Source organism: Pseudarthrobacter sp. KH_020_B (assembly GCF_057840185.1).
Genome location: NZ_CM174506.1, coordinates 2,014,207 through 2,040,232, shown reverse-complemented (window position 1 = coordinate 2,040,232; position 26,026 = coordinate 2,014,207). Strand labels below are relative to the sequence as shown.

General features: G+C 60.9%; 15 protein-coding genes and 4 pseudogenes. 11 read left to right on the top strand and 8 right to left on the bottom strand.

All coding sequences use genetic code 11. The features are described from left to right. Positions 1–235: 235 nt before the first annotated feature. A complete protein-coding gene (locus tag AC3IT0_RS09400; RefSeq protein WP_489323432.1) occupies positions 236–2,482 on the bottom strand; it encodes an ATP-dependent nuclease in 2,247 nt (748 codons plus the stop codon). Between the two features lie 629 nt (positions 2,483–3,111). Here AC3IT0_RS09400 and AC3IT0_RS09395 point away from each other — a divergent pair. Then, positions 3,112–7,572: a hypothetical protein gene (locus AC3IT0_RS09395; protein WP_489323431.1), complete on the top strand. Its 4,461-nt coding sequence runs from the start codon at positions 3,112–3,114 to the stop codon at positions 7,570–7,572. 1,676 nt (positions 7,573–9,248) lie between these two features. Next, positions 9,249–9,377, top strand: a complete 129-nt coding sequence (locus AC3IT0_RS09390) for a hypothetical protein (protein ID WP_489323903.1) — start codon at positions 9,249–9,251, stop codon at positions 9,375–9,377. An 81-nt stretch (positions 9,378–9,458) separates the two neighbouring features. Here the strand turns inward: AC3IT0_RS09390 and AC3IT0_RS09385 are convergent. Then, positions 9,459–9,590 (bottom strand): annotated as a pseudogene (locus AC3IT0_RS09385) (helix-turn-helix domain-containing protein); the annotation flags it as partial. Between the two features lie 318 nt (positions 9,591–9,908). Here AC3IT0_RS09385 and AC3IT0_RS09380 point away from each other — a divergent pair. From AC3IT0_RS09380 to AC3IT0_RS09350, 7 genes are all read left to right on the top strand, one after another. Then, the gene (locus tag AC3IT0_RS09380; RefSeq protein ID WP_489323430.1) at positions 9,909–11,423 is read left to right on the top strand and encodes a DUF3375 domain-containing protein; all 1,515 of its coding nucleotides are present in this window, start codon (positions 9,909–9,911) and stop codon (positions 11,421–11,423) included. Next, on the top strand, positions 11,407–12,078 hold the full coding sequence (locus AC3IT0_RS09375) for a DUF4194 domain-containing protein (RefSeq protein ID WP_489323429.1): 672 nt from the start codon (positions 11,407–11,409) through the stop codon (positions 12,076–12,078). The genes AC3IT0_RS09380 and AC3IT0_RS09375 overlap by 17 nt, the downstream gene beginning before the upstream one ends. Beyond that, positions 12,075–14,393 (top strand): ATP-binding protein, encoded by a 2,319-nt coding sequence (locus AC3IT0_RS09370; RefSeq protein ID WP_489323428.1) that lies wholly within the window; start codon positions 12,075–12,077, stop codon positions 14,391–14,393. Before AC3IT0_RS09375 ends, AC3IT0_RS09370 begins: the two co-directional genes overlap by 4 nt. A 23-nt stretch (positions 14,394–14,416) precedes the next feature. Further along, the gene (locus tag AC3IT0_RS09365) at positions 14,417–15,628 is read left to right on the top strand and encodes an IS4 family transposase (protein WP_489322809.1); all 1,212 of its coding nucleotides are present in this window, start codon (positions 14,417–14,419) and stop codon (positions 15,626–15,628) included. A 139-nt stretch (positions 15,629–15,767) separates the two neighbouring features. Further along, positions 15,768–16,862, top strand: coding sequence for an SbcC/MukB-like Walker B domain-containing protein (locus AC3IT0_RS09360; protein WP_489323427.1), 1,095 nt, complete (start codon positions 15,768–15,770; stop codon positions 16,860–16,862). Continuing rightward, positions 16,859–17,629: a DUF3322 domain-containing protein gene (locus tag AC3IT0_RS09355; RefSeq protein WP_489323426.1), complete on the top strand. Its 771-nt coding sequence runs from the start codon at positions 16,859–16,861 to the stop codon at positions 17,627–17,629. The genes AC3IT0_RS09360 and AC3IT0_RS09355 overlap by 4 nt, the downstream gene beginning before the upstream one ends. After that, the gene (locus AC3IT0_RS09350) at positions 17,544–18,014 is read left to right on the top strand and encodes a Wadjet anti-phage system protein JetD domain-containing protein (RefSeq protein ID WP_489323759.1); all 471 of its coding nucleotides are present in this window, start codon (positions 17,544–17,546) and stop codon (positions 18,012–18,014) included. The genes AC3IT0_RS09355 and AC3IT0_RS09350 overlap by 86 nt, the downstream gene beginning before the upstream one ends. Here the strand turns inward: AC3IT0_RS09350 and AC3IT0_RS09345 are convergent. Both AC3IT0_RS09345 and AC3IT0_RS09340 read right to left on the bottom strand, forming a co-directional pair. After that, positions 18,011–18,295: a hypothetical protein gene (locus AC3IT0_RS09345; protein ID WP_489323425.1), complete on the bottom strand. Its 285-nt coding sequence runs from the start codon at positions 18,293–18,295 to the stop codon at positions 18,011–18,013. The genes AC3IT0_RS09350 and AC3IT0_RS09345 overlap by 4 nt on opposite strands. Before the next feature lie 56 nt (positions 18,296–18,351). Next, a pseudogene (locus AC3IT0_RS09340) lies at positions 18,352–18,681 on the bottom strand (integrase core domain-containing protein); the annotation flags it as partial. On the opposite strand from AC3IT0_RS09340, the pseudogene AC3IT0_RS09335 reads away from it, so the two are divergent. Then, positions 18,662–18,991 (top strand): annotated as a pseudogene (locus AC3IT0_RS09335) (integrase core domain-containing protein); the annotation flags it as partial. The pseudogenes AC3IT0_RS09340 and AC3IT0_RS09335 sit on opposite strands and share 20 nt — an antisense overlap. A gap of 78 nt (positions 18,992–19,069) precedes the next feature. On the opposite strand, the gene AC3IT0_RS09330 reads toward AC3IT0_RS09335, so the two are convergent. Continuing rightward, positions 19,070–21,760, bottom strand: coding sequence for a hypothetical protein (locus AC3IT0_RS09330; protein WP_489323424.1), 2,691 nt, complete (start codon positions 21,758–21,760; stop codon positions 19,070–19,072). Between the two features lie 299 nt (positions 21,761–22,059). On the opposite strand from AC3IT0_RS09330, the pseudogene AC3IT0_RS09325 reads away from it, so the two are divergent. Next, positions 22,060–22,680 (top strand): annotated as a pseudogene (locus tag AC3IT0_RS09325) (transposase); the annotation flags it as partial. A 106-nt stretch (positions 22,681–22,786) separates the two neighbouring features. On the opposite strand, the gene AC3IT0_RS09320 reads toward AC3IT0_RS09325, so the two are convergent. Genes AC3IT0_RS09320 through AC3IT0_RS09310 form a run of 3 tightly spaced genes read right to left on the bottom strand, consistent with a single transcriptional unit; the run spans position 22,787 to position 25,937 of the window. Continuing rightward, positions 22,787–23,776 (bottom strand): tyrosine-type recombinase/integrase, encoded by a 990-nt coding sequence (locus AC3IT0_RS09320; protein ID WP_489323423.1) that lies wholly within the window; start codon positions 23,774–23,776, stop codon positions 22,787–22,789. Beyond that, positions 23,773–24,696 carry a tyrosine-type recombinase/integrase gene (locus AC3IT0_RS09315; RefSeq protein ID WP_489323422.1) on the bottom strand — a complete coding sequence of 308 codons (924 nt, stop codon included), beginning with the start codon at positions 24,694–24,696 and terminating at the stop codon, positions 23,773–23,775. Before AC3IT0_RS09315 ends, AC3IT0_RS09320 begins: the two co-directional genes overlap by 4 nt. Next, positions 24,693–25,937 carry a site-specific integrase gene (locus AC3IT0_RS09310; RefSeq protein WP_489323421.1) on the bottom strand — a complete coding sequence of 415 codons (1,245 nt, stop codon included), beginning with the start codon at positions 25,935–25,937 and terminating at the stop codon, positions 24,693–24,695. The genes AC3IT0_RS09315 and AC3IT0_RS09310 overlap by 4 nt, the downstream gene beginning before the upstream one ends. Positions 25,938–26,026 lie beyond the last annotated feature (89 nt).

The following is a 26,026-nucleotide window of genomic DNA, read 5'->3' as shown; positions in this document are numbered from 1 at the left end:
ATTCGGCACGAGTGTCCGCATATTTGCACTTCAAAACACCCCGACATAACGGCAGACAGCAGCGAACGCTATCGCTCAGCCGCAACGATATTGCTCAGCCGCATCGAGGCTGCTCCTGAAACACTTCAGCGAATGGAACCAACCCCCGGGAACGGCCCGAGATCTTCAACGACAAGGGACGGCCCGCTGAAGGTCAGCTCCTCAACCTGCTGACTGCGGAAGCGTCTTCTTCAGATCAGCCCCTGTCCCCCAGCGTGACCGGCACAAATCGCTCATATACACGTGACATAATTTCGGAAAGTTCGTCCACGACTCCGTCTGCATCCTCCCCATGCAGCTTCCGGAAGTCGTCTACGTTCGTCACCGTCGATTTGATGTGCATGGCTAGCCGAACTTTGTCCTTGCCTCCAAGCCCCTTGCGGTCCACCGAACCGTAGTAAGCCTCCAGATCACCCCTGGAAAAAACGTACACTTTGTCATCACGCAGGCGCTTGAGAAGCTCGTCTTTGAGGCGAAAGACCTCTGCTGCGTCCGTTCTCAGGATGTTCAGCCTCTCCCCACCTCGGCGAGTCCCGAAGAAAGCTTTCATCAAATCATTGATGGTCTTCATCGCCAGCTCGGTGCCGTCCCACTGTCGATAGGCCCTCTCTGCGCTTTCCCACTGTGCTCTTAGTCGGCCTCGGTTGGATAGCTTCTCGGCATCCTTTGTCGATATTTCAACTGCATCCTCGGAGGGGAGCACGGCATCAACGGCCTCAATCATTTGATCCCGAAGATTCTTAATGGAAGGGTCCGTATTGATGTGAGTGAAGCCATCCAATAACGCGTCCAAATCACAGAGCACGTGGACGTCGATCTTGAAATGATCGAAGAACGAACGGTACTTTGAGATGTTCGTCTTTCCACCCGTGATCACAAAGGAAAGATTCCGCTCGAGATGACTCCACTCAGGGTTGATCACCTCGGCCAGGTGCGGAAATACAACGGCGTCACTCTCTCCTTCCACAAGCACGACAGCATTTGAGAAAAATGCACTCTCGTTGTTCTCGTGACAGATGATTTGGAAGGCTTCCCTCTCGTTCATTTCTGTCACGTTGACCGGGAAAGCCTCCGAATTTTTAGAGAGGCCTCCTCCAGCAACCGGCGCCTTGCGAAGCTTGGTGAAAGTGGTCGTGGCATCGGCACTGAAAAACAGCGGGGAATGCGTCGTCACAAGAACTGGATAGTCGCGGGAGAACAGCTCCAGTGCTCGAAACAGCTGGCGCTGACCCTTGGGGTGCAAGTAGAGCTCGGGCTCTTCGAACAGAAGTACGTTCATGCGGCGGTTCGACTTCTCACGTGGTCCATCTCCCAGACCCTCTGCACGCAATAAGGTATAAGCCCTCAGAATCGCGAATGCTACGGCACGTTTGAGGCCGTCTCCCTTACCTGTCACAGGCCCCTCATGACCGTCGTCGATGCTCATCTCCGCGGTTGAAAAAATGGTCTTCAGTTCAGGTACCGGTACGTTCAACCGGAGTTCCACGCCGGGAAAGCTCTCCCTCACGAAATCTTCAACCGTCTGCTCAATCTTCTTAACAGCTTCCAGCCTAAAGTCCTCGGCGGGTTCGCCGTTTGGATCCAGCACCCTTGATAACCGTTTCTGCAGCTCTTGAAATTGGGTCTGGAGGTCGTCGAACTCATCCTCGACCTCGTCAAGGAGCAATTTAAGAAGCTTGCCGAAAGTAGCCGTCTCGGCCGTCTTCATCTCGCCGGCGACATCCTTGACTGCTTCGATATAGATCGGTTCCGGGAGGAAGTCTTTGATTGCAGCCTCAATCCCAGTGCCCAACGCGCAATCGCGCATGACGAGGTCATCCGTCGAAATTCCCGCAACGATCGCCTCGCAAGCCTCTGTGATTTGCTTCTGCCTAAGCTTTTTCGGTTCGAGGTGGTCCGCCAACTCGGGGACTAGGCCGACCACTACTCCATAGAGTTCGGCGTCCTTTTTACCTGTCATTTTTGGCTTCAGCACGTCGGGAAGAAGATTCTCATTTACGGGACACGCCTTCGAGAGCTGCAAAACCTGCTTCGTTGATCCTGGCGCCACAGTACGGACAAGCGTTAGCTCCCCGTTGACCACGTCACTATCCATGGCCGACCGGTGGTTGGCGGCACCGATTTGAGCGAGGTCCTCCGTCGTAATATCCACGAGTTTGAGCTCCACACGGATAGGCAAAGAGGGGTCGTGAAAGTCGCCCTCGTTTAGCTTCCGAGGGGTCTGCCCAGTCAGCGCAAAGACGAGCGCGTGCAGGACCGAAGACTTCCCAGCATTGTTCTCGCCTATGATGCAGCCGAACGGTGAAAGCGGTAGAGAGATATGTTTCAGCGCCCGGAAGTTCTGGATGGTCAGACAGTCAAGCTTCAATTGTTCCCCCATTGAGAAGTACGACTCGGTGATTATTTCAGAACCACAGGAGTTGTAGCGGCTTTGTATAACCATGTCGCAGGAGAAAAGGGGGACAGGTTTGGCGCTTTCTGGGTGGAAGCGACTGTTCGCAGGCGAACGGGTCGGCGGTGATGCGTTACCTGTTAAGATTCGGGCGGAGTCCATCCTAGGCTCCGGGACCGCATTCTGTGGTCCAGCTTGCCCCGTCGTTCCATCATTTGATCACGCATAGAGGCACAAGTCTCCACCATGACCACATCAAGTCGGCGGTTAGTGAACCGAGGCGCAACTACTGCTCCTACATGCCTGCGCTGGAGCGATCTCTGCAATATCGACACTAGAATGCTGATAACGGCGCGTATGTTGCTTAGACCGCAGTCGGCAGGAGTAGTCATCTGGTGGTGCGGGCGCCCAGGGCAGGGCCCGGCAGCGCCTTCGTCCAGCAGCCTACTTCGACTCCGGCCATTAGAATGGCGCGCCGCTCTCTCCGGCCCGCACTACGTCACTCCAGCACTTTCGATCCTTGACGAGGGAACGGAGAAAGCTCACACATCGGCAACTCGAAGTTTCCGTACGGCCGCTGGGCCAGCCGCGCCGCAAAATGCTCTGGCTGGTGCTGACAATACTTATGCTGTTTACGCTGGTCTAATGCTGATTAGGTTGGAAAGTCGAGAGAAGCAAAGGTGACCCCGAGACCCGGTGGCGAGGCGGACAAACTAGGCAATAAATACGAGCTTGCCTGGGCCATCCGCCATGCCTTGTACTGCCTATTGGATGAACGCCGCTCTCTGGTTACAGAAGACATCGACGTCGAAGTTGGCAGAGGTTCTGAGTTCACATACGACACTGGTGCCTTCACAGAGGTGCATCAGCTCAAGCGCCAAAAAGGCAACAGCAATAGCTGGACTATTAAATCGCTTGCCGACCTGAACATTTTTGGGGCAGCCGCTTCCCATGTCACGGCCGGACGCAAGTATCACTTTGTCTCCCTCGTGCCTTGCCGACCCTTGCAGGAACTCTCTGACCGCGCGCGCAAGTCGCCAGACCTCACAACGTTCACGCAGTCATGGCTCACAGCTGATTTGCGACCTTTCTTCGACGAGCTTGCGGCTGCAGAGGTTCTAGGCAGTGCTCAGGCGGCATGGACAGTGTTACGGGGAATGTGGTTTGAAACCCAGGACGAGCAAGACATCATCCGAATTAACAGCATGCTTGCCGAGTGCTACCTGAGCGGTAGTAGCGGGCACCTTGCGTCGTTGGCCATCGGTGACATCCTGCTCGACAACCTCGGAAGGCGTCTCACGCGAACGGAGTTGTTGGAACTGCTGCGTGTCATTGGTATTCATCCCTTAGCGGCTGGTTCGCATCAGACCTCACGCGAGAAGGTTCGTTCGATCACCGGCAGCTGGCGGCGATCAATCCAGCGCGAGTCGCTGCAGCCACCCCTCGAGCGGAGGGAGGCCGGCGAAGTCATTGAATCGCTCAGAGTCAACCGGCTAAGTCTCATTACTGGGACGGCGGGAGGTGGGAAGAGTTCAGTCCTGGAGCAAACAGTCGCGTCGCTTGTGTCGGCTGACGCAGAGGTGCTTGCTCTTCGTCTTGACCGACTGGACTCGTTTGCTTCAACGATGGGCCTCGGTCAACAGTTGGGCCTCGATACCTCCCCTGCCGTCGCGCTGGCAGTGGCCGCTGAAGGTCGTGACGCTTACCTCGTTGTTGATCAGCTAGATGCGGTCAGCCTTGCCTCCGGGCGTATGCCAGAGAGTTACGACGTGGTCATGGACCTCATCGACGAAGCCTTGTCAGTGGGTAGGGTTCGCGTCATCCTCGCGTGTCGTGAGTTCGATATCGAGAACGATCATCGGATTCGTGCGCTTGCCGGACGCCCCGACATCTCTAAGGCGCAAGTCGGGCTGCTGCCGGTAGAGGCAGTAGAAGCCGCGGTCGCACGTATGGGACTAAATCCGATCCGGCTCAGTACCTCGCAACGTTTACTGCTGCGGACGCCGCTCCATCTGGTACTCCTGCAGACGATTGCAGCTGAACACGACGCGTTGGCCTTCCATTCGAGGGGCTCATTGTTCGACGCGTTCTGGGAACGCAAGCGACAAGCCGCATCTGCAAGGCGATCTGGCGTGCGGTTCCACGAAGTGCTCAGCCGTGTCGCCAACGCCGTGAGCGATCGTCAGGTGCTGTCCGTCCCAATCGAGGTACTCGATGATGGAGATCTGATGGCAGACGCGAATGTGCTTGTCTCCGAGCACGTGTTAGCCCGTGACGGCGATCGCATCGCGTTCTTCCATGAGGCGTTCTTTGATTACGCCTTCGCGCGACAGTGGGTCCACCGTTCGCAGTCGCTGGTGGACTTTCTCCTCAATGATGAGCAGGAGCTGTTCCGGAGGGCGCAAGTTCGACAGATACTGCAGCACCTCCACGAACGCGAGGAGGATCGTTTCCTCGAGGAGGTCGAGGAGGTTCTCGGCATCCCCGAAATACGTTTCCATATTAAAGAAATCGTAATTGCAGTTCTGGCTAATCTTCCCGCGCCGACGCCCGAAGATGCTGAGGTCGTACTGCGGGTAGCCGCGACAAAGCCGCGCTTTGAGGACCTTCTCTGGCAGCGGCTGCGCGGCGCACAGTGGTTCTTGCGCTTCTACGAGCAAGGATGGATTGCCTACTGGCTTGATGGTTCCGATCAGGATCTGAGGGGCCGTGCCCTCAACTCGATGATCAGTGCCGCCAAGGAATACCCAGACCTTCTCGCCGAGCTATTGACCGTCCGACAATCCGCGGAGGAATACCTCAATTGGTTACGCTGGATAGTGCGTGGCGCCGATGTTCACAAGAACCGTGGGCTCTTCGATCTTGTTCTTGCTGCCGTCCGGCAGGGGGGCTTCGACGCGATCGAACACGAACTTTGGCTCACCGTTCATGGGCTGGCCAAACACCAACCGCTTTGGGCAATAGAGTTGCTACAGGCACGCCTGATCGATCACATTAATGCGCTGGCCCTGAGCGAAGACGGCAAGGTAGCCGTCTTGGGGCTCCGCGAGTATTTTGCCTCTGAGCTTGTCCGCGCAGCTGCATCCGCTGAACCACTTGCCTTTGTGAAGACGATCGTCCCTTACCTGTGCAAAGTTATGGCTGCCACTTCGGAACCCCCAAACGAAGGTACAGCCATTCGGGATGCGCATTTCAGCAGCCGGTTTGAAATTGATAACACCGATGACCGGGAGCTGGGCGATGCGTTGCTGGCGGGATCCGTTCGCGCCTTAGTGAAGCTAGTGGAGATCGCGCCGGCATCTGTGAAGCCGATTCTGCTTGACCTCGCGGCAGATCGGCACGAAGCCGCGCAGTATTTGCTGTACCGGGCACTAACCGCAGGGGGAATGATCTTCGCTGAATGGGGAGCCGTACTCTTACTCGAAGGAGGTAAGCGACTCGACTTCGGCTACATTTCAGGTGGCGGCTGGGCCGCTCGGGAACTTGCGCGTGCGGTTGCACCATATCTGAATGAGGATCAACACCGGCAACTTGAGGAACAGTTCCGTGATCTCCGTGACCCCTACGATCGCCGACGGAGCACTGGCCAGACAGCGTTCGCTTTCCTATCTGCACTCGACGAGCGGCGACTGAGCCCTGCAGGCGCGCGCCGTCTAGGGGAATATCGACGGAAGTTCCAGAAAGAAGCACCGTCGAAACCTCGTGGGATGACGAGCGGCACATTCGGATCCCCCATCAGCTCAGAATCGGCCACGAGGATGACTGATAAGCAATGGCTCAAGGCTATGGCCGTGCACCATTCCGACAAAACTAACTGGGACACCTTCACCGGCGGAGCACATGAACTGTCATCTGTGCTGGGGGAAAGAGTGTCCGCAAACCCCGCACGCTTTGCCAGGCTCGCATTGCAATTAACAGCAGACATCAACCCCTCCTACATCGGTGCGTTCCTTATGGGGTTCGGCAATGCCGAGGCGACTAACGAGGCTGCTGCGCTCATCTTCGACGCCGTCCGCCATATCGTCTCACTAGGGCATCCCGACACTGACCGCTGGCTCGGGATGGCGCTGCGGCAACACTATCCGCGGGTGCCACTCGACCTCGTGGAGTTAGTACGAGATCGAGCCCTGCATTCACCCAATCCAACGGACGACAGGCCCGTCGTCGTCCGGCATGGAGGCGAAGGTCAGAGCGGCGAAGAGATGCGGATAAACGGGATCAACACTGCGCGTGGCAGCTTGGCTGAAACCCTTGGCGATTTGCTCATTTACGACGTCGACGGTTCGCGAACTGAGCTGGTGCGGAGCCAACTGGAAGCACTCGCCAGCGATCCGATAATCAGCGTGCGCTCCTGCGTGGCGCATACTGTGGCGGCTTCACTCCGTCATGCACGGCCGGACGCGTTAGCCGCATTCGAGCGGTTGATCGACACTGACGATCGATTGCTCGCCGCTGAATCGGTGCAGAAGCTGATGCTCTACATCGGAAACGTCAATCCGGAGATCATTGACCCCGTGATTCAACGAATGTTGACTTCGGTGGACGGCGAGACGCGTGAAGCCGGTGGCACAATGGCCGCCTTCGCGGCCCTAGAGTGGGATCGGTCTGCACTGATGGACCAAGTGCTGTCTGGTGATGCACGCGTGCGCCAGGGAGCCGCCGGAGCATGTGCTCGCCGCGTGGACCGCACTTCCAATGCTGTACTTGCATCGGCCAGTTTGATGCGACTCATGAACGATGACGAAGACGAAGTGCGCCAGGCTGCCGCACAGATGGCTGCGCACCTTCGTGAAAAACCGCTGCGCCCGTTCGCTGAACTTCTGAGTGCGCTCATCAATTCACCGGCGTATGACCACGCCACACCTCAGCTGCTGATTACATTGCAAAGCGCCCCTGACAAAGTCGACGACTTGGTCCTTGAAGCAGCGCAACGATTCGTCGATGTCTTCGGCAGGGACGCTGCCGACATTCGCACGGGAGCGGCCGGCGATGCGCACTACATCAGCGAGCTTGTTGTACGAGGACTCGCGCAATCGCGGAGATCCGCTCACCGTGCCGCTCTTCTCGACATTCTCGATCTGCTCTTGGAACTTGGGGTCTACGGCATCGTCGACGCGATTGCGGCCGCCGAACGCCTATAAGCACCCAGCAACTTCCGGCCGTTAGACGGGCGGAGTAGCTCGGCTCCGAGGAGGACATAATCGAGCAGGTAGCAAGATCAAAGTCGCCAATTCGAAGGCCAAGCTCACAGGGGCCAACGCTTTCTTTGAAGAAGCCCCGGGCTGGGATATTCCTTGGCTCCTTAGTTTTGGAAACACGCAGTCCTGGGCTGTGTCGTCGCGGATTCGATGGAATGCAGCGGGGAGTGCCGACATGCGTAGCTCCAGCCTGTGGCCAGCGCGGAAGATAGCCTCAGTTCAATGATCTGCCGCTCAATGTCCATTGAGCGCGAGGCTCCAACGGGCAAGCGCTACTGTAGTGGGCCGAAGATCATGCGGCTCAGGTCTCCATAGGCGCAAGGCGTGAACCTGAAGAGGGAAACGCCGACTGCCGTCAGTCGTTCTATAAAGCAGACATAAGTGTGGACAGTGTCCACACTTACTTTGGCAGGACAAACCGAGCACATCGACTCCCCTGACGTCTAAGAGGAGCCCTTCAACAAAGATTCGGTGCCGAAGTCGGCGACATCATGTTGTACCGGTAACCCCGCACCATGAATAGCGCCACCACACAACTGAACAGACCACCGCGGTGGCCAGGCCACAGCCCCCGCACCAGCGTCAGAGGAACGCAATAACTTTGTCTACACGTTAAAGCAAAAATCCCCTCTGACGAGGGGATCTGCTATGCCCGAGGTGGGACTCGAACCGGGTTCCAGACCCTGCAATTCCGCCACTCCCCCGGCGAAAACCTCCGCAATCCGGCCCAGTCCGACACCAGAACGACCCAATCCGAAGCCCAGGGTGTGCACATTGTGCACACCCACTTTCTTGCCCGCGTAGGGGCGCCAGCCAAGCTGCATAAACGGCCGTCCGGGCGGGGCGTGATTCGCTCCGACTTTAAGAGTGGGCCTCCGGAACCGAACCGGCCCCCGAATAGGCTCCGCACTATGGGGCGGCCCTCCTGTGGGAAATCGACGAACATCATGGTGGCGGGTTCCTCCTCTCCGAACTTGTCATGGAGAAATGAACCGCAACCCACTTGAACAACCGACAGGCCGGCCACCAGGAAGAGGTACGGACCACCACCGGCGCAGCAGAGTCCACCGCAACCTCCGCCTTTCCTAGCCAAGAGGTGCTCGACTGGCTGGCGGCAGGCAGTTGATAGCGGGGATTACGTCAACCTAGGTCAACGAGGGGGTTAATTGGCGGGCTTAGCCTGCCCGCCAAGCGTGAATCCCTTCCGCGTAGCCGGCTGTTTAGAGGACTGCCGATGCAGGCCTGACTTCATTCCCTGCGGTCCCGCCAAGAGTCGCCGATGATGCAGCGGCCTTGGCAAGCAGAATGTCCCTGATCTCCTCGGCGCGGTCCTGGTCCGCCCGGCTGAGGCTGCGATGACTCCGAGGGCCCCATGAATCGGTGGTGGACGCCGAATACCGGGACTCCGATGGCGGCTGCCTGGGGATTGCGTTCCCCCATGGAGATGTAGTCCCCCGCGTCGCGGACCTTGTCGTATAATTCGCCGGTGCCGGTGGTGTATGCGGTGAGGATGTGGCCTCCCGCGCCGCGGTCCAGGGGGAAGTTCTGCGCCTTCGTCCTGGTGGTGGCGCAGGGACTGTCGGGATTCGTGCCTGTAGAGGCAGATCCGGTGTTCGCCCTTGGCGGATGTAGTAGGCCGCGGTCTCATCGACCTGCTCGGCGATGCCGGCCAGGACCGGGCGGACGTAGTCCGCGAATTTGAAGCTGCGCTCATGGAGGGAGCCCAGCCGCCAGAGCGTGGCCCCTAGCCGGAACTGGCCGTCTGCGCTGCGGGTCAGATAGCCGTTGCGCTGAAGGGACCCTGCGAGCCGCAATATGATGCTCCGGTACATATCAGTTCGCTCTGCCAACTGTGCCAGAGACAGGCTTTCGGAGCCATCACTGAAGCAGTCCACCAGCGTCAATGCCCGCTCGACGGCTTCCACTCGTGGCTCGGCGATGCTATCGAAGCCCGCTGGCATACCAGCAAGGGCTTCCACGAAGCAGTGCCGGACGTCGGCGTCGATAGCGGCCGCGGTGCCGAGGGTGATGCGTCAGGTAGGCGTCAATGGAGTAGCGGTAGCCGGATCGCTCGAACGCTGCGACCTCGGAGTGATGCCATTCGGCCATGCCAGGGGCCGCGGGCGGTTGGGGGCAGTGCCGTAGCGGTCAAGTTAACGTGAACCGCCGTGGCGGCGGTAAAGGCATAGGCAAGATTGGGTAGAAAAATAACTGCCGAAGACCTGACCATCAGGTCGGCGCAGTGAATTAGCATCGGTAGAAACCGGGGAAGGACCACTATGAGCGGCATCGAGGGTGAGGTTGCGCGTATACGCGACATCCTTGACAAGCCGACCCTGCGCCTCCTTGATCGCAAATATGCCCCGCTGGCCCTCGCCGTGTTCAACGCCCAATTCGGCGGCGACCAGGAGCGGGTCAAGGCGGACCGGCTCCACTCCCAGGTCGACGCCTATCTGGGCGAGCTCCGGGCCGTGGGTGAGGATTTGGGCGCCGCCGCGTCCGGCCGGGCCCAGTGTGTGCTGTGGATGAACCACAAATGGCTGTTCCGTTCAGTTGGAGAAGACGGAGAGGAAGAATATTCTCTGACCTCCCATACCTTGGAGGCACTGAAGCTGACCAACAGCCTGGCCAAGGACCGGGCCCTGATCAGCGAGTCCCGGATCGCGACAATCCTTGATACCGTCCGGGTGTGGGCGACCGAAGCGAACCCGGACCGGCAGGCCCGCATCGAACGTCTGGATGAGCAGATCGCGGTCCTGACTGCCCAGCGGGACGAACTGGCCTCCGGTGCCGAAATGGCCGTCATGGACGAGGACCGGATGCTGGACGGGTACGCGAACCTCACCGACCTGATCTCCCAGCTACCGAGTGACTTCAAGCGGATCGAGGAATCCGTCAGTGATATGCACCGCCAGATCATCAACGATTTCCGCTCCGAGGTCCGCAACGTCGGCGAAGTCCTGGACGAGTATCTGGCCCGGACAGACAAGCTGATGGGGGCCACACCCGAAGGGCGGGCCTTCGAGGGCGCCTTCGAACTGCTTCGCGATGACGCGCTGCTGCTGGGGCTGCGCACCGACCTCCAGACCATTGTCGAGCACCCGTTCGCTGCGGTACTCGCCACGACTGAGCAGCGCGAATTCCTCGGCACCGTGGCGGTGATCCGCAAAGGTATCCGGGATGTCTTGGACCGTCGGATGAAACTGACTACGACGCTGCGCGAGCACATCGTCAACCACGACGCGCTCAGGGACCGTGAGCTTGACGACCTCCTCCGCCGGGTCGGTAAAAGTCTTGGGACGTGGATGGAAACGGCACCGCGGAGGGCCGCCGTCTCGGTGGACCTGACCCCGGACGAACTCGACATCAGCTACCTGAAGGCCAACTTCTACGACCCGGCCTCCGACGTCGCCCCGCCGGCGCTTGAAGACACGTCCGCGGGCGCTCCCGCACCGCTGGACCTGGAGCAGATCCGCAAGCAGGGAGGGCCGCTCCTGCAGGAGATGCGCAACGCCGTCGTGGAAAGTTACGCCGCCGGTACGGCGCTCTCGGCCGGGGACATGTTCAACACCCAGCCCGAGCACCTGCGTCGGCCCGTGGAAATCCTGGGCCTGCTCCAAATTTTCGCCCAAGCAGGGTCGGCGAAGACCCGCACCGGCACCGAAACTTTCCACACCATCCGGCCGGATGGCACCACGAGGGAGTTCCTGGCGCCCCTGCTGGAACTGACCGCGGAGGACGTTGCCGCGATAGCCGCCTACGACGAAAGAGGCTCCGATGAGCACCAACCCTGACGACGACGGATTCTGGGAGGCCGGCACCAGCACGGCCGCGTTCCCGGGCGACACCGGGGAGCTGGCCTTCGATGAACGCCGGACCCTGATGGCGATCCTGAAAAACCACTACATCAGCGGTGCGGACCATTCCGCCGAGTGGAAGACCCTGATGGAATCGGAGGCCTCCATTGTCCGCCGGCTCAACGAGCTGTTCCTTCACCTGCACGTCGACCGCGAACGCGAGGTCGCTTTCAAGCGCCAGGTCCTCGCCGAGGATGGCCGGAAATACCCGACTTTGCTCAGGAACACTACGTACACCAAGGAGGAGACCATCGTGATGGTCTTCCTGCGGACCCGGTTCCGGAGCGAACATGTCGGCACCACCACCGACGTCTTCGTGGACCGGGACGAACTGCGAGGCGCCGTGGAATCCTACCGGCCGGCGAACGCCACCGACAATTCCGGGGACGCCCGGCGGGCGGATAACGCCATCGACAGCCTGCTGAAGAGCCGGGTCCTGCAGACCACACCGGACCCGGAACGAATGCGGATCTCTCCCGTCATCGAAGTGCTCATGCCATTGCCTCGGCTGCGGGAGCTCCTGGACTGGCTCGAACAGGCCGCAACCTCCGGCCAGACCGCGGCGCCCGCCACCGAAGGAGTACAAGCATGACGCAGATGACGTTCGACATGGAAGGCGTCGAGGACACCGCCGAGCAGTTGGCAGGTCCGGCCGATACAGCCCAATGGCGGGCCTCGCATCTGCAGGTCATCAACTGGGGCGGCTTCCACGGACACACGCGGGTGGCGTTCGCTCCCGGGGCGACCCTGCTCTCCGGTGCGTCCGGAACCGGAAAAAGCACCCTGATGGATGCTTATCTGGCCCTTATGATGCCCTCCGATGTGCCGTTCAATGGGGCCTCCAATGACGCCACATCCGGCCGGGCCCGCGGCGTGGACCAGCGCAACGTGGTCACCTACCTGCGCGGAAAAACAGACGCGCACCGCGAAGCCGTCACCGGCGAAATGCGCGACCGCGTACTCCGGGGTGAAAATTCCAACATCTGGGGTGCGGTGGGCATGACGTTCGTCAGCGACACCTGCAGGAAGTTTACGGCTCTGCGTGCTTATTACCTGCCCCGAGGAGGTTCCGTCTTCAGTGACGTGATCTCCAAAATGGTCACCATCGACGCGGACCTGGACCTCCGCGAACTCGAAAATGCGTCCGGGGCGAAATTCGATAAGCGGGCGCTTGAGACAGCCATCCCCGGAGCCCGGGTCCATCAGACCTACAGCGTGTTCTCCGACGTGCTTTTCGCCCGGCTCGGGATTGGCGCCAACGGTGACGGGAAGAAAGCGTTGCGGCTCCTGGCCCGGATCCAGGCCGGCCAGCAGGTGACGGATGTGGACGGGCTCTACAAATCCCTGGTCCTGGAAGAACCCGGGACTTATTCCGCCGCCGACCGGGCCTTGGCCCACTTTGCCGACTTGGAGGCCTCGTACGCATCTATGCAGAATGAGGCAGAGAAGAGCAAGGCCCTGGCCGCGCTCCCGAAGCTCCGGGAAAACCTGACACGGGCCACTGCGGCCGACGCCCTGGTCGAGGAAATCATCGGTGGCATCTCATCTCCGCTGGCGGTCTGGCAGAACCGGACCGAGGCCGAGCTTATCGACACCGCCCTGTCTGCCAACGCGGAGAACACCGTCGCCCAGAAGCAGCTCCTTCACACGGCCACCGAGGACGAGGCGGCAATTGCAGGGCACCTGGCCAAGAATCAGGAAGCGCAACGGAACAACGGCGGCAACGCCCTGGGGCTGCTCCGGGCGGAACTGGAGACGCTCCGGGCCAGGCTGCCCCGGATCTCAGAGCTCCGCGGCACCTTCGATGACAGTACCGCTGTCATTGACACCTTCGTGGAGACGGAGGAAGACTTCGATGTCGCCACCGCCGCGGCCCGTGGCTTCCTGGCCGGTTACGACCGCCGGGAGCGGCTCCTAGCCGAGGAGAAAGAAGAGATCGGCAAGGAGCGCTACCCGGTTATGGACCGGGCCAGCAAACTCACCGCCGAGCGCGCCTCCCTGCAAGGCCGCAAAGGTCTCGTCCCGCAACAGTTGCACGAGGCACGCCTGCGGTTCGCCGAGGCGGCCGGTATTGACCCCGGCGACCTGCCCTTCGTCGCTGAACTGATCGACATTGCCCCCGGCGAGGACCGGTGGCGAACCGCCGCTGAGGTGACACTTTCCCCGGTGGCGCGGATCATGCTGGTCGACGAAACCCTGCTTGAACGTTTCAGTAGGGCCATTGACCCGATCCGCGACACAGTGAGGATCCGCTTCGAGGGCGTCCCCCGCCGCGCCTACCGGCACGCCAACGGTGTCCCGGGGCGGGTGTCCGGCAAGCTTGTCTTCAAAGACTCGCCGTTCAGCCACTGGGTCCAGGCCAGGGTCCGGGACGCCGGGCTCGATGCCCTGTGTGTGGAATCGTCAGACGATCTGGGCAGCGGCGGTTACCGGGTAACGCTCAGCGGGCAGACACGCGACGGCCGGTCCGGGGCGCACGGCGGGGCAGGGCGTCCCATCATCGGGTTCTCCAATAAAGACCGAATCGCAGCGATCACTGCGGATATCGAGATTTGCGAGGCCGAACTCGCCGACTATGCCGCCAGGATCCAAGACATCGATGCCGCCGCGCGCCGGCTCCGCGACTTCCGGAGCGCCCACGAACACGTCCTGGCCAGGGTGTGGGCTGACATCGACGCTGACTCCGTCGAGGACAGTATTTCCCGGGTCCTGGCCGAGGAACAACGCATCCTTGACTCAAGCGACATTCTCACACGACTGTGGGAAAAGGAAAAAGATCTGGAAACGCAGCTGGAGGAGGTGCGTGGGCGCAGATACACCGCCAAGTCGCAGGTCGATCAGATGGCCGCCGCAGATGAACGGCTGACGCTTCGACGGCAGGGCCTAATCCCAATGCCGTTTACTTAGCACAGGTGTGTTAATCTTTCGGCATGGCGCGTAGTGGATGGGTGACCCCGGAGGGTCCGGAGCGGTTGAGTGACCACGTTTCTCTTGGGGTGTTGACTCGGGCTTTCCCTGCAGAGGTGGTCGACGCGGTGATCGGGCGTTCGGGGGCGTTGGAGCAGCGGAATCGGTTGTTGCCGTCGCGGTTGATGGTCTATTACGTGATGGCGTTGGCGTTGTTTTCGTCCGGTTCGTATGAGGAGGTCATGCGGTCGTTGCTGGCCGGGATGGAGTGGCTGACGGGCCGGTTCCGTGAGTGGACGATGCCGACGAAAGCGGCGATTTACAAGGCGAGGACCCGGTTGGGGTCATCGGTGATGGTGGCGTTGTTCGCCGAGGTCGCGAAGCCGATCGCGGCCCCGGGCGGTTCCGGGTTCTACAGGGAATGGCGGCTGGTGTCCGTGGATGGGACCACCCTGGATCTGGCCGATACTCCCGCGAACGAGAAAGCCTACGGGCGGCCGGGGACGAAGACGGACTTCAAGAGCGCGTTCCCGCAGGCACGTGTGCTGGGCCTGGTGGAGTGCGGCACGCATGCTGTTTTCTCCGCGGTGGTCTCCGGCTACAACACGTCCGAGCACGACATGTATCCGGCCTTGCTCGCGGACGTGGCCAAGGACATGTTGTTGATGTCCGACCGCGGGTTCTTCTCCTACCCGGCGTGGAAGGACGGTGCCGCCACGGGGGCGGCGCTGTTGTGGCGGATGAAAGCCAACAGCGTCCTGCCCGTTGTTGAGGAGTTCGAGGACGGGTCCTACCGCTCGGCCGTTTATCCGAGCAGCAAGGACCGGGCCAAGGACACCAACGGGATCCCGGTCCGGGTGATCGAATACGAGGTCACCACCGGGGAGGAGGTCAGCAAATTCCTGCTGATCACCACCATCCTGGACCCGGCCGCCGCCCCCGCGGAGGACCTGGCCGGGCTCTATGCCCGCCGCTGGGAAATCGAGTCCAGTTTCGGCGAACTGAAAACCCACCAGCGCGGCCCCGACGTCGTCCTGCGCTCGAAAACACCCGACGGGGTGCTGCAGGAAATCTACGGCTACCTCTGCACGCATTACGCGATCCGGTCCCTGATCGGCACCGTCGCCGCGGAATTCGACGAAGACCCCCTGCACTTTTCCTTCACACGCACCCTCCGGGCCGCGCGGCGATCCCTCGCCGGGCGCCCGGCTTTTTCCCCCTCACAAACTGGCTGAAGCCTTCACCATCTTCTGCCGGGAAATCCTTCACGAACTCCTGCCACCACGCCGGCAACGAACCGTCCCCCGCGCCGTCAAACGAAAAATGTCCACCTGGCCGCTCAAACGAATACCAAAAATACCTAAGTAAACGGCATTGGGCCTAATCCTGATCGCTGAGCAGCTCGCAACGGAGGCAGTCGAACTGGCCGATATTCACGTCGAACTCCTGACAACCGAATTCACCGCGGTCGGAAACCCGGAGAGTCTCACGGACTTCACCGGAAACATCAAGCGCATGATGGACAAAATCAACGCAGACAAGGACTCATACCAGCGGGACGCGAAACGGGCTACAGAGGCCCTGACCGGCCTATTTGATAGCTACCTGGCCCGCTGGGATGACCCCAATTTGGGGACCACCATGGCCTCGATGGAGGACTTCCAGGCCATATACGACGACATCGTCACCACGGGCCTTCACGACCGGCGCCAGGAATGGGTCCGCAGGCTCGCCGAATGGTCCGGTCAGGACCTCGTCCCGCTCAACGGGGCGTTCGAAACGTCCGTGGAGGAAATCCAAAGCCGGCTCATCCCGGTCAACGCAATCCTTTCCACTCTGGCGTTCGGTGCCGGCCGCGACCGGCTAAAAATAGACCTGCGGATCCTCACCAGCGACCGGGTCGGCGCGTTCCGCAAGGAGCTGAGGGCGCTCTCCTCTGGTGCCACCAAGGACCTCACCGAGACACAGGTGGACGCCCAGTTCCAGCGGCTGCGGACCTTCATGAACCGGATCCGGAAAAACGATGACGGCGGCCGGTCCGGGGAGCGGGACACGTTCCTTGATGTGCGCCGTCATGTGGAGATCACGGCAGTGAGCATCAACGCCGAAGGCCAGCAGCTAGCAACATACTCGTCCCTGGGCGGCAAGAGCGGCGGCGAATCCCAGGAGCTGGTCGCGTTCATCGTCGGCGCGGCGCTGCGGTTCCAGCTCGGCGACGAAAGCCGCACCAGGCCCCGGTTCGCACCGGTCTTCCTGGATGAGGGGTTCGTGAAATCGGACAGCGAATTCGCCGGACGCTCTGTGGAAGCCTGGAAAGGCCTGGGGTTCCAGCTGCTCATCGGCGCGCCCCTCGATAAGGTCACCGCCCTTGAGCCGTACGCGGATCTGGCGCTTTCCATGACCAAGAACCCCACCACCGGGTACTCGTACGTCCAGGAAATTCGGTCAGTGACGGAGCCCGGCGCATGAAAGGCCTCGCACAGGTCACCGCGGACATCCAGCGACGGCTGGCCTCCACGTGGCACCTGGACGCCGCCGGGGAAGCAGCGTCCTGGCCGCACACGGTCTCTCTCGGCCGGGTCTCCGGGACGGACCTCGCCGCGGGGTTTCCGGAATTTCGGCGCCAGGCCGCGGAAATCCGTGTCTGGGCGGCCGGGAACGGGCTCAATGTCTCCATCGAGACGCGCAGGGTTCTGGGCACCCCGCAGCAGATCCCCACCCATGTGACCATCCCCGACATCGACACGGCCGTGCTGGTCGCCGGGAAGGTCTGGCGGGATCGTCTTGGTCGCGGACGGGCACGCGTGGCAATCCTGGCGCAGCTGCACCCCGGGCTGGGAAGCATCGCGGCCGCAGTGCGGTCCGTCGACAAATACACGGACCAGGACTTTGGCCTGCTCAACATGGCAGCCGCCTGGTTCCGAGAGCATGCGGCCCACGGGATGACCCCCCGGCAGGTGCCGATACCGGGCCTGCACGCGAAATGGCTGAACAGCCACGGCCCCGAGCTGAGGTATCTCTCCGGCCGGACCGATCTGGGCTTGTTGCCGCAGCACCCGTCCCGGCTGCATTTCACCTACCTGGACCCGGCATATCTGGCCGCCGGCGGACGCCGGCACGATTCCGCGTCGACAGGCGACACAATGACCCCTGCATATAACCCGACCGTGGTGGTCATCGCCGAACAAGGACACTGCCATCCACTTCCCTCCAGTTCCCGGCGGGATAGCCGTTGAGGGTGCAGGGTTCAGCGGTGCAGAAACTGCTGGATCACTGCCATGGCTGGCCGGATGCCCGGCCATCTTTTACTGGGGGGACATGGACGCAGCCGGGTTCGAGATCTTGCACCAGTTCCGGAAAGCCGGGGTGGCGGCCGGTTCCGTGCTGATGGACATTGCCGCTTATGAGGCCTACCAGCACTTCGGCGCCGATATTGACGCCGCCGGGCGGGCGCTGACCGCGCCGGCGCGTAAGACCCTGCCATTGCTCACTGCTGCTGAAGAGAATCTCTACGGCGTGCTGACCGACCCCGAATGGGCAGGCCCGTACAGAGTCGAGCAGGAACGCATCCCACTGCGGGTGGGATTGCAGTTCATCCGTAAGGCAAGTGGCGGCTGCTAGGGCAGGAACCGGGCCGGAACCCTCCGGGGCCGGCAATCTCCACCAGCTCTGAGCCCTTCGACGGCGGTCCACTGCGAATCATCCACGTCTGAGAAGCTGAACGCCAGGCGCGACGACGGGCTCAATTTGCCTGCCAACAGCATCGCGGCGCCGAGGATAGCGACAATGGCGATCACAATGAAGGCACCGACGAGGATGCCGCCGCCGATCTGCTTCAGCGATTCAAGAAAGGGGAAGTTGGCGTTCGGGGTGATTCCGGGATCCACAGCTGCCAGCAACATCGGGCGCTCCGTCTGTCGTCTTTGAATGGGGTTACCCGCAAATCGTGGACAGTTGATCAGGCGGCTTGTGCCGGCTGAGGTCTATTCGTGCAGAGGAGTCGTTCGTGTTCCACGGGTGTGGAATAGCCCAGGGCTGAGTGCAGCCGGGCGCGGTTGTAGAACTCCTCGATCCAGCGGCCCGTTGCCTGGATCGCGTCGTGCATGGTCGTCCAGCGGCGGCGGTCGTAGAACTCGGTCTTCAGGGTGGACCAGAACGATTCCTGCATGGCATTATCCCAGCACACCCCGGTCCTGCCGACGGATTGTTGGACGCCCAGTCCGGTGCAGACATCGTTGAGCTGGGTGGAGGTGTACTGGGTGCCCCGGTCCGAATTAAGTCGAATTCGGGCTAACTCCGATCGGGGCAGCGTCTACACCTCGACCGAGTTCAGGGCCCTGGTGACCGGCCTGGGTATGCGCTCGTCGATGGGACGCACGGGCGTGTGCTGGGACAACAGCATGGCCGAATCGTTCTTCTCAGCCCTGAAAAACGAGCGCGTCTATCGGACCGTTTACCCGACTAAATCACAGGCTCGGCGCGACGTCATCCGCTACATCGAGGGGTTCTACAACAGCCGGCGCCGTCACTCCGCGCTCGGATACCGTCGACCCAACGAAGTCCACTATGGTTATCAACAGCCAGCCTTGGCAGCGTAGAAGAATCCACTAATTCCGCTGTCCGAAATCACCACAGCAGCTCAATCCGCCAACAGGGAGTCGTACAGGGAGAAGTAGCTAAGTGCCGCGATATGGCCCGGGCGTCGCCGGGTCAGGGGCAATTGCATCGACGCCGTCGGCTAAGACCACTAGATCGTCTGCTGTTGCCAGATCTGTGGGATGAGGGTCCACGCCAGCGGAGGACGGCGGCCGCAGGATTTCTTCACACATGAAGTCGACACGCTGCCAAAATCTGGAATCCATCCAGTAGCCGGTGTGGCTGAGGATGCTCGGTGGCCTCTGGCCGAATACGTACTTGTCTGTGGGAGGATCAACGAGGTCCACCTCAATGTCCTTTGGTATATTGAGGGCCCAGTCCCCGGCCCGTATCGGCCCACCGATATAGTCCGTCGCGTAGTGCACGTTGCGCCACCGGATATCACCCAACCCGACGCCACCCCCAGCAAGGCTTTGCATGAGTCCGTCGCTGAACAGCGCCGGAAACGCCCACCGGTACAGTTTGCCAAGCGGGCAGCCGAAGGTGACCAGCCCGATGCCCTTGTCGCTTTCCTCCCGCCGGGTGGCTTGCCGGACCAGCACCGCTGCGGCCACCACGCTTCCTTGGGAGTGTGCTGTCAACACCACCCTGCCCTCGTTGTCATGCAACCACCAGATCCGCCGCGTCAGTTCCGGCACCGCCCGCTCAGCATACGAAGGCGGAGCGAACGGGTGGAAGGAGCGGGGAAAAAAGGTACCGACGTCGAAGGGAGACATCAGGATCTTCCGCGCCCTCTCATCGCGGAATGCCACCCTTGCGGCCAAGACATAGATGGCTGGCAACCACGCTCCTATGGTGGCTCCAGCTTCGACCCAGGACATCGGCATTTCCTGGAGCACCCAACCTTGCGCGATGAGAAAGGCGACTGCCTCGGCCACGCCTCCAGCGGCAATCACGATAGCGAACCAGGCAACTACCTGATGCGCGTGCTGACCGATCTGACGCATCAGCGCAACTTTGCGCACCCACCTGCTCGGCCGCTCGGCTTCGGAGGCAACCGCCAGGGGCCCGCGCCCGGGGTGAACGGGGAACTCCTCAAATGCTGAATAGATCCAGGCACCGCGCTTGTCAGAGGCGGGCGCAGTTAGACCCCAACCCTGTCCCAACGATTCGCTCACCGCGTAGGCCCCAGCGAGATCCTGCCTGACCAGCGAGGCGTTCTTCTTCGAGGACACCAACAACCAGAGAAGCAGGGTCACCGCGAACGCAAAAAGCAACGCTATGAATGACCAGGTCAGAATCCCCGCAACCAGGATCACCACCTTGGGCACCCACAGCACGGACGCTTCCCCCAGAACGCCCGGCTCCACTTCACTTTGGCCCGGCCTTCCGTTACGGAGGGTCTCATACTCGACGCGTCCTAATGCCTTTGCTGCAAGCACCATCAGGGACAGGAGCACGGCATTACCAAGGATCAGGGCAACGATGTGGAAAACCACCGGCGCCGCCCAAGGGAACATGGGAATGCTCCCCCGCACGTCTTGCCGTAGCCGCCTGATCCGGCCCGGACCTCGGGGAACCTGCTGCATGGCGTGTTTCCACCTGGATCCCCATGCCCAAACCTGTTGGCAAATCAAAGGCAACAAAAGGAGGAGCGTGAGGATCCAGCCGAGTTCTGCTGCCAGCACAACTCCGGGTAGGGTTCCGGGCGGTTGGGAGGCTGCGCCTTGCCCGCCGGGACGTCCATCGCTAAGGGTGACCGGCCACAAGACCGCCACTAAGAAGGCAACAACCAACACGCCCACGGAAATTATGAATATTCCTCGGGCCAGACGCTCTTGGGCCTCATCCCAGGCAAGTAGGAATATCACCAGGAAAATGAGGAGCACGGCAGCAGCACTCGCCCCCCGGGCCGCCATCACAAGACCATCAACTGGGTAGTCCATAGCGCTGGCCAGCGACGACATGCACCATCCCAGAACCGCTGCCGCCACTGCAACGCCGATAGTCATGCGAAGCAGGGAGAGATGTTCATGCCACCTTTTGCCGGACCAGAATTCAGCGTTACGCAGTCCACCCTTCTGGGCGGCGGCACACAGGCGGGCGGGGACGGGAATACTGTCAGTTCCTGGCTCTGCCTGTATCGGGGGCTCAATTCCTTCATAGCTCGCACGGGAACGGGACGCCAGCAAGTAAAAGACAGCTGCAACAGCCAGAGGCAAGATGACACCCAGGGCAAGCCGAAGCCCAGGGCGATCGTAGGGTGCGACGACGTCTAACCAGGACGTTCCCCAAAGCCGCTCGCGACATTCATGCTGGCCAAGACACTGGTAGACCAGCGTGTCAAGGCTCAGCATGGTGACCATAAGTGCCGTGCTGAGAGTCAGCGCGAGCGCCGCAACTCTCGCAAACCACCGGAAAGCACTTGTCGTCGGGGCTTCGTCCTCCTCGAGCTTTCCGTTCATGATTCGGCGCCGGGCCGTCCATCCGGCCATATTGGCAAGCATTGACGGCGTCAGCAGCAGCCATAAAACGCGGAGCGGTGAGTGCGAGGTCAGGCCACCCCAGGAATATGCCTCCCGATGCCGTCCTGCCGCGTCAGCCGTCCGGTAAAAACCGGCGATCCGGTCGCCGGATACCCTCACAGGACGCGGGTCTCCGAGCATGTCCTCCGGTCCCGTCCCACCAACACCGTGAACGCGAATCTCGGTAAGGCCGTCGACGTCGACAGGATCGGGAACCAGCCCGCCTGACCTTCGTTGTCTGATCACTACGCCTCCTAAGAGCTCAGACGTTGCCCCAATGACCGTTACTGCGACGTTACGGGACAAGCGCGGCCCCCATAACGCTGCAATAACGTGTGCCAATCACGCCCTCTTAACACATCCCTGCGAAACAACGGCATCGCTCCTTCTGATCTGCGGTGAGGCGGCGGAGGGTCATGTACTATCCCTGGGTTTTCATGATGGTGTCGCCCGTGGGGTGTGTTTAAGCGACGAAAGGTGCTTCTGAGCTGGGAAAATAGTGTTGTTGACGCACTGTTTCACCGGCTGAAAGAAGCACCTTTCTGATGTCCAAGAATACCGGAGTTTTCCCGTCCCTTGCTGTCGCCACGACGGGGCAGCAACTGGTCTCCCACGCCGGGCTGAATGTGGTGACGTCCTTCGTTGATGCGCTTGGATTCCGGGGCTTGTGCGAGGATCGTTTGGGGCAGTTCGTCCCGTCCGGGGCCCGCCATCGGCCCGGCACGATCCTGGGCTCGTTGGCGGTCATGCTCGCCGGCGGCGGAGAACACGTCTCCGATCTGGATATCCTGCGGACCGGTGCCGGCGTCTTCGGGAACGTTGCTTCGAACGCGACGATTTCGAGGTTCTTTGAGCGGGCCGTGACCAACCCGGATCTCTTCAGCTACGGCTTCGCGACGTTGACGCGGGAGTTGCGTTGGCGGGTGTGGGAAGCCGCCGCGGACCGGAACCCGGCGTTGACGGCGACCACGCTGGAGCCGCTCATCGTGGACCTGGACGCCACGCTCGTGACTTCCCATAGTGACAAGGAGAAAGCTGTGGGAACGTACAAGGGCGGGTACGGGTTCGCTCCCTTCATCGCCAGCGTCGATTACGGCACAGGCCACGGGGGCGGAGAGATCCTGGCGGCGCTCCTGCGTCCGGGTAATGCCGGGGCCAACAGCGCCTTATGCCGATATCGGCATAAGGCGCTTTATCCCGATAGCCGGATTATGCCGAAGTTCCATCCGTGGCCTGGTCAATGGCCTGTCACCGGCCGATTTATCGGCATATTCAGAGTCCTTCGAGGAAGCTCAGGAGCTCATCGTCGGGTTGGAAGTGGGTAGGTTTGTTTCCGATCGGGTCGAGCCCTGCCAGCGCGCGTTCCTTCATCGAGAGGTCCTCGTGGAGGTAGATCTGTGTGGTTTCTATGCTTTGGTGTCCCAGCCATAAGGCGATCGTGGCGATCCCGACGCCGCTCTGCAGCAACCGCATGGCGCAGGTATGCCGCAAGGTATGTGGGGTGATGTGCTTACGTGCAATGGCGGGGAAAGACAGGGCAGCCTTCTGGGCATTGACGGTGATGCGCTGGGCGACGGCGTCGGTGCTCATTGACGTACCCCGATTGCTAGGAAAGACCGGATCGGTAAGTTCGAGTTTCAGCTCCTCACGCCAAGCGCCCAAGGCTTGACGTGTTTCGGTGTTCAGCGGGGTGATCCGGGTTTTGCGTCCCTTGCCCAGGCACGAGAGGTGCGCCGGGCTTTGCAGCTTCAGGTCTTTCCATTGAAGACCGGTGACTTCTGAGACTCGAAGCCCGGTGGTGACCATGGTCAGCAGCATGACACGGTCCCTGCGACCGGCCCGGGTTTGGGTGGTTGGCGAGTCGACCAGCGTGCGGGCTTCGTCTTCGGTGAGGAAGGTCAGGTTGATGCGTTCGTGGCGTTTCATCGGCAGGTTCATTACCCCGCTGATACTCTTTGCGTGCTCAGGGTGGTGTGTCGCCGCGTAAGCGAAGAACGCATGGATCGCGGCCAGGCGGGCGTTGCGAGTTCGGATGCCGTTCCCGCGTTCCGTTTGCAGATAGGTCAGGAATCCGCCGACCATGGCCTCGTCGAAGACGGCGAGATCCAACTGGTGCACTGGTGTGCCGTTGCGATCGTGCACGTAAGCCAACAGCAGCACCCAGGCATCCCGGTAGGCGGCGATAGTGTTCGCACTGGCGTTCACCTCCTGGATCAGGTGAACGGTGAAGAATTGTTCCAGAGTGGGGGCAATATTGCTCATGATGGTTCTCCGGTCTGTGTCAGTAGCATGGGAACCTGCCGCGCGGCAGCGTTGAGCAGTCCCGGTTCAGCTTCCAGATACCAGTAGGTCCCCTGCACGCTTTGGTGCCCGAGGTACGTGGCGAGGATCGGCAATATCTGCGCCGGATCATGCCCATTTGTATACGCATCGCGGAGGGTGGCGGTGGCAAATGCGTGGCGCAGGTCGTGGATCCTGGGCCTGTGTCGCCGTGAGATCGCTTGGATCCCGGCCGCTTTCAAAAGCTCTTGCACGAGGATATGGACGTTGTTATAGATCAGCCGCGTGCCGTGTAATGACACGAAGAACGCCTCGGTGGCAGGACTAGTGAACTTCGCATCCCGCATGTTTGCGTAGTCCTCCAATGCTTTGATCGTGGTCGAATCGATGGGAATCACCCGAGAAACGCCGAATTTGGAATCATTGATATGGACAAGTCCTTCGCACACGTCCGAACGGTCAAGACGCAACGCCTCACCCACGCGCATCCCGGTGCAGCTGAGCAACCCCAGTAGCGTCCAGTACGTGGCCGCCCTGTAGGGCTGGGGTAATCGGGCGGCCTGTTCCATGAGCGCCACCACTTGTTCGGGGGTGTAAACATAAGGGATGGCGCGACGGTTTTCTCGTGGCAGCAATCGCTGCGGGATCAGCTCCAGCTGCGGATCAAAGGTTTGAGCCCACCGAACGAAGCTCTTCACCACACTCAACCTGACGCTTTTCACCATCGATGTCGTCCCGAGCCTCGCCCATTCGAGTGAGTTCTCCAGACTCTGCTTGGGGTAACGGTGTTCCTGAAGGAAAAGAAGATAGAGCTTGAGGATCCGTTCCTCTTCAGCAAGCTTGAACCCCATCGCGCGGCGCACCTGCAGATAACGCTCAACGAGCTCGTGAAGATCGTTCACGAGGCGCCCCCATTCCAGCTCCTGATGGTGAGGTCGGGCCAAGGCCTGACTACCAAACGAAGCCTTTCAAAATCGACCTTCGCGTAAATGCTGGTGGACTTAATCGATCGGTGGCGCAGAAGTTGGGAGACTTCCTCCATCGAGGCACCCGCGTTCAAGGTCCGGGATGCGAGGGTATGCCGGAAACGGTGAGGTCCCATCGGACCGAACCCCGCCCGGCGGGCCGCATTACTCACGGCGTTCTTGACACCGTTGACTCCCAGCGGCCCGTATGCACCGACTGCTGAGTGGAATACATGCCGTTCCTCCGGGCCACGGTGGATGTCGTGTTTCAAATATTCTGCAAGGCCTTGGCCGGCCGTTGGCGTCAACGGCAAGATTTCCCGGTAATTTCCTTTGCCGCGGACCACCATGGTGCCGGAACGCCAATCGATATCCTCGAATCTCAGGTCCACGACTTCTTGGGCACGCAACCCCAGCTCCGCAAGCAGAGCCAGGATGGCCAGGTTCCGGTAATGCGTGCCGGGATAGGTGCCGATTTCCCGGCCAATACCCTCCACCATGTCTGCGGACAAAACCTTGGGAACCCTGCAGTTTCGACGCGAGGCGACCGAGGGCACAGAGTGAACCAAGTCACCAGCCAGCCCTCGCGAAAACAGGAACCCCAACAAACTGCGCAGATGTGAGGCTTCGGCTTCAAGACGTCCAGCCGAAACCTCCGAACCGCGTGCAACCATGAAGGTCGTCACGGATTCCGCAGTGACCGCAGTGTTCAGAAGCAGCGCATCCTCACCTGCAACCCGGGAAAGGAAGCTCCGGCCAAATGACGTATACAGGTAAGCGGATGCCGGAGCGAGCCCACGACCCTCAACGAGGTAGCGGGACCACGACTCAAGAAGCTCATCCAGTGCATTGGCGGGAGGAAGCTCCTCGGGTGTTTGTGGGGGAACTCGATGCACCATGCGTAGGAAGAGCAGCAGCTGCCCCAGCGTGCTCTGATACGTGCAGCCAGCATAGGTTGCCCGGTTCTTTGTCTTGATGAACTCCTGAATCACATGGCCGTCAATGGATTCGAAGCACCGTCCGGAATCTTCCAACCACCGCCCAAACTGGTAGGCCACTCGCAACCGGTAGTCCACGGTCGCAGGAGCCAACCCCGTCGCGGTCAGGTGGTCCCCGAACCCCTCAAAGAACGGGTTGAGCAGATCCGCGGACCATTCCTCGTGTGTAGCGGCAACCATGGCGGCACCTTCCTTCCTGGGAAGGCAAGCATCCACCCGCAGCCCGTGAATATGCCGATAAATCGGCCGGTGACAGGCCTTTGACCAGG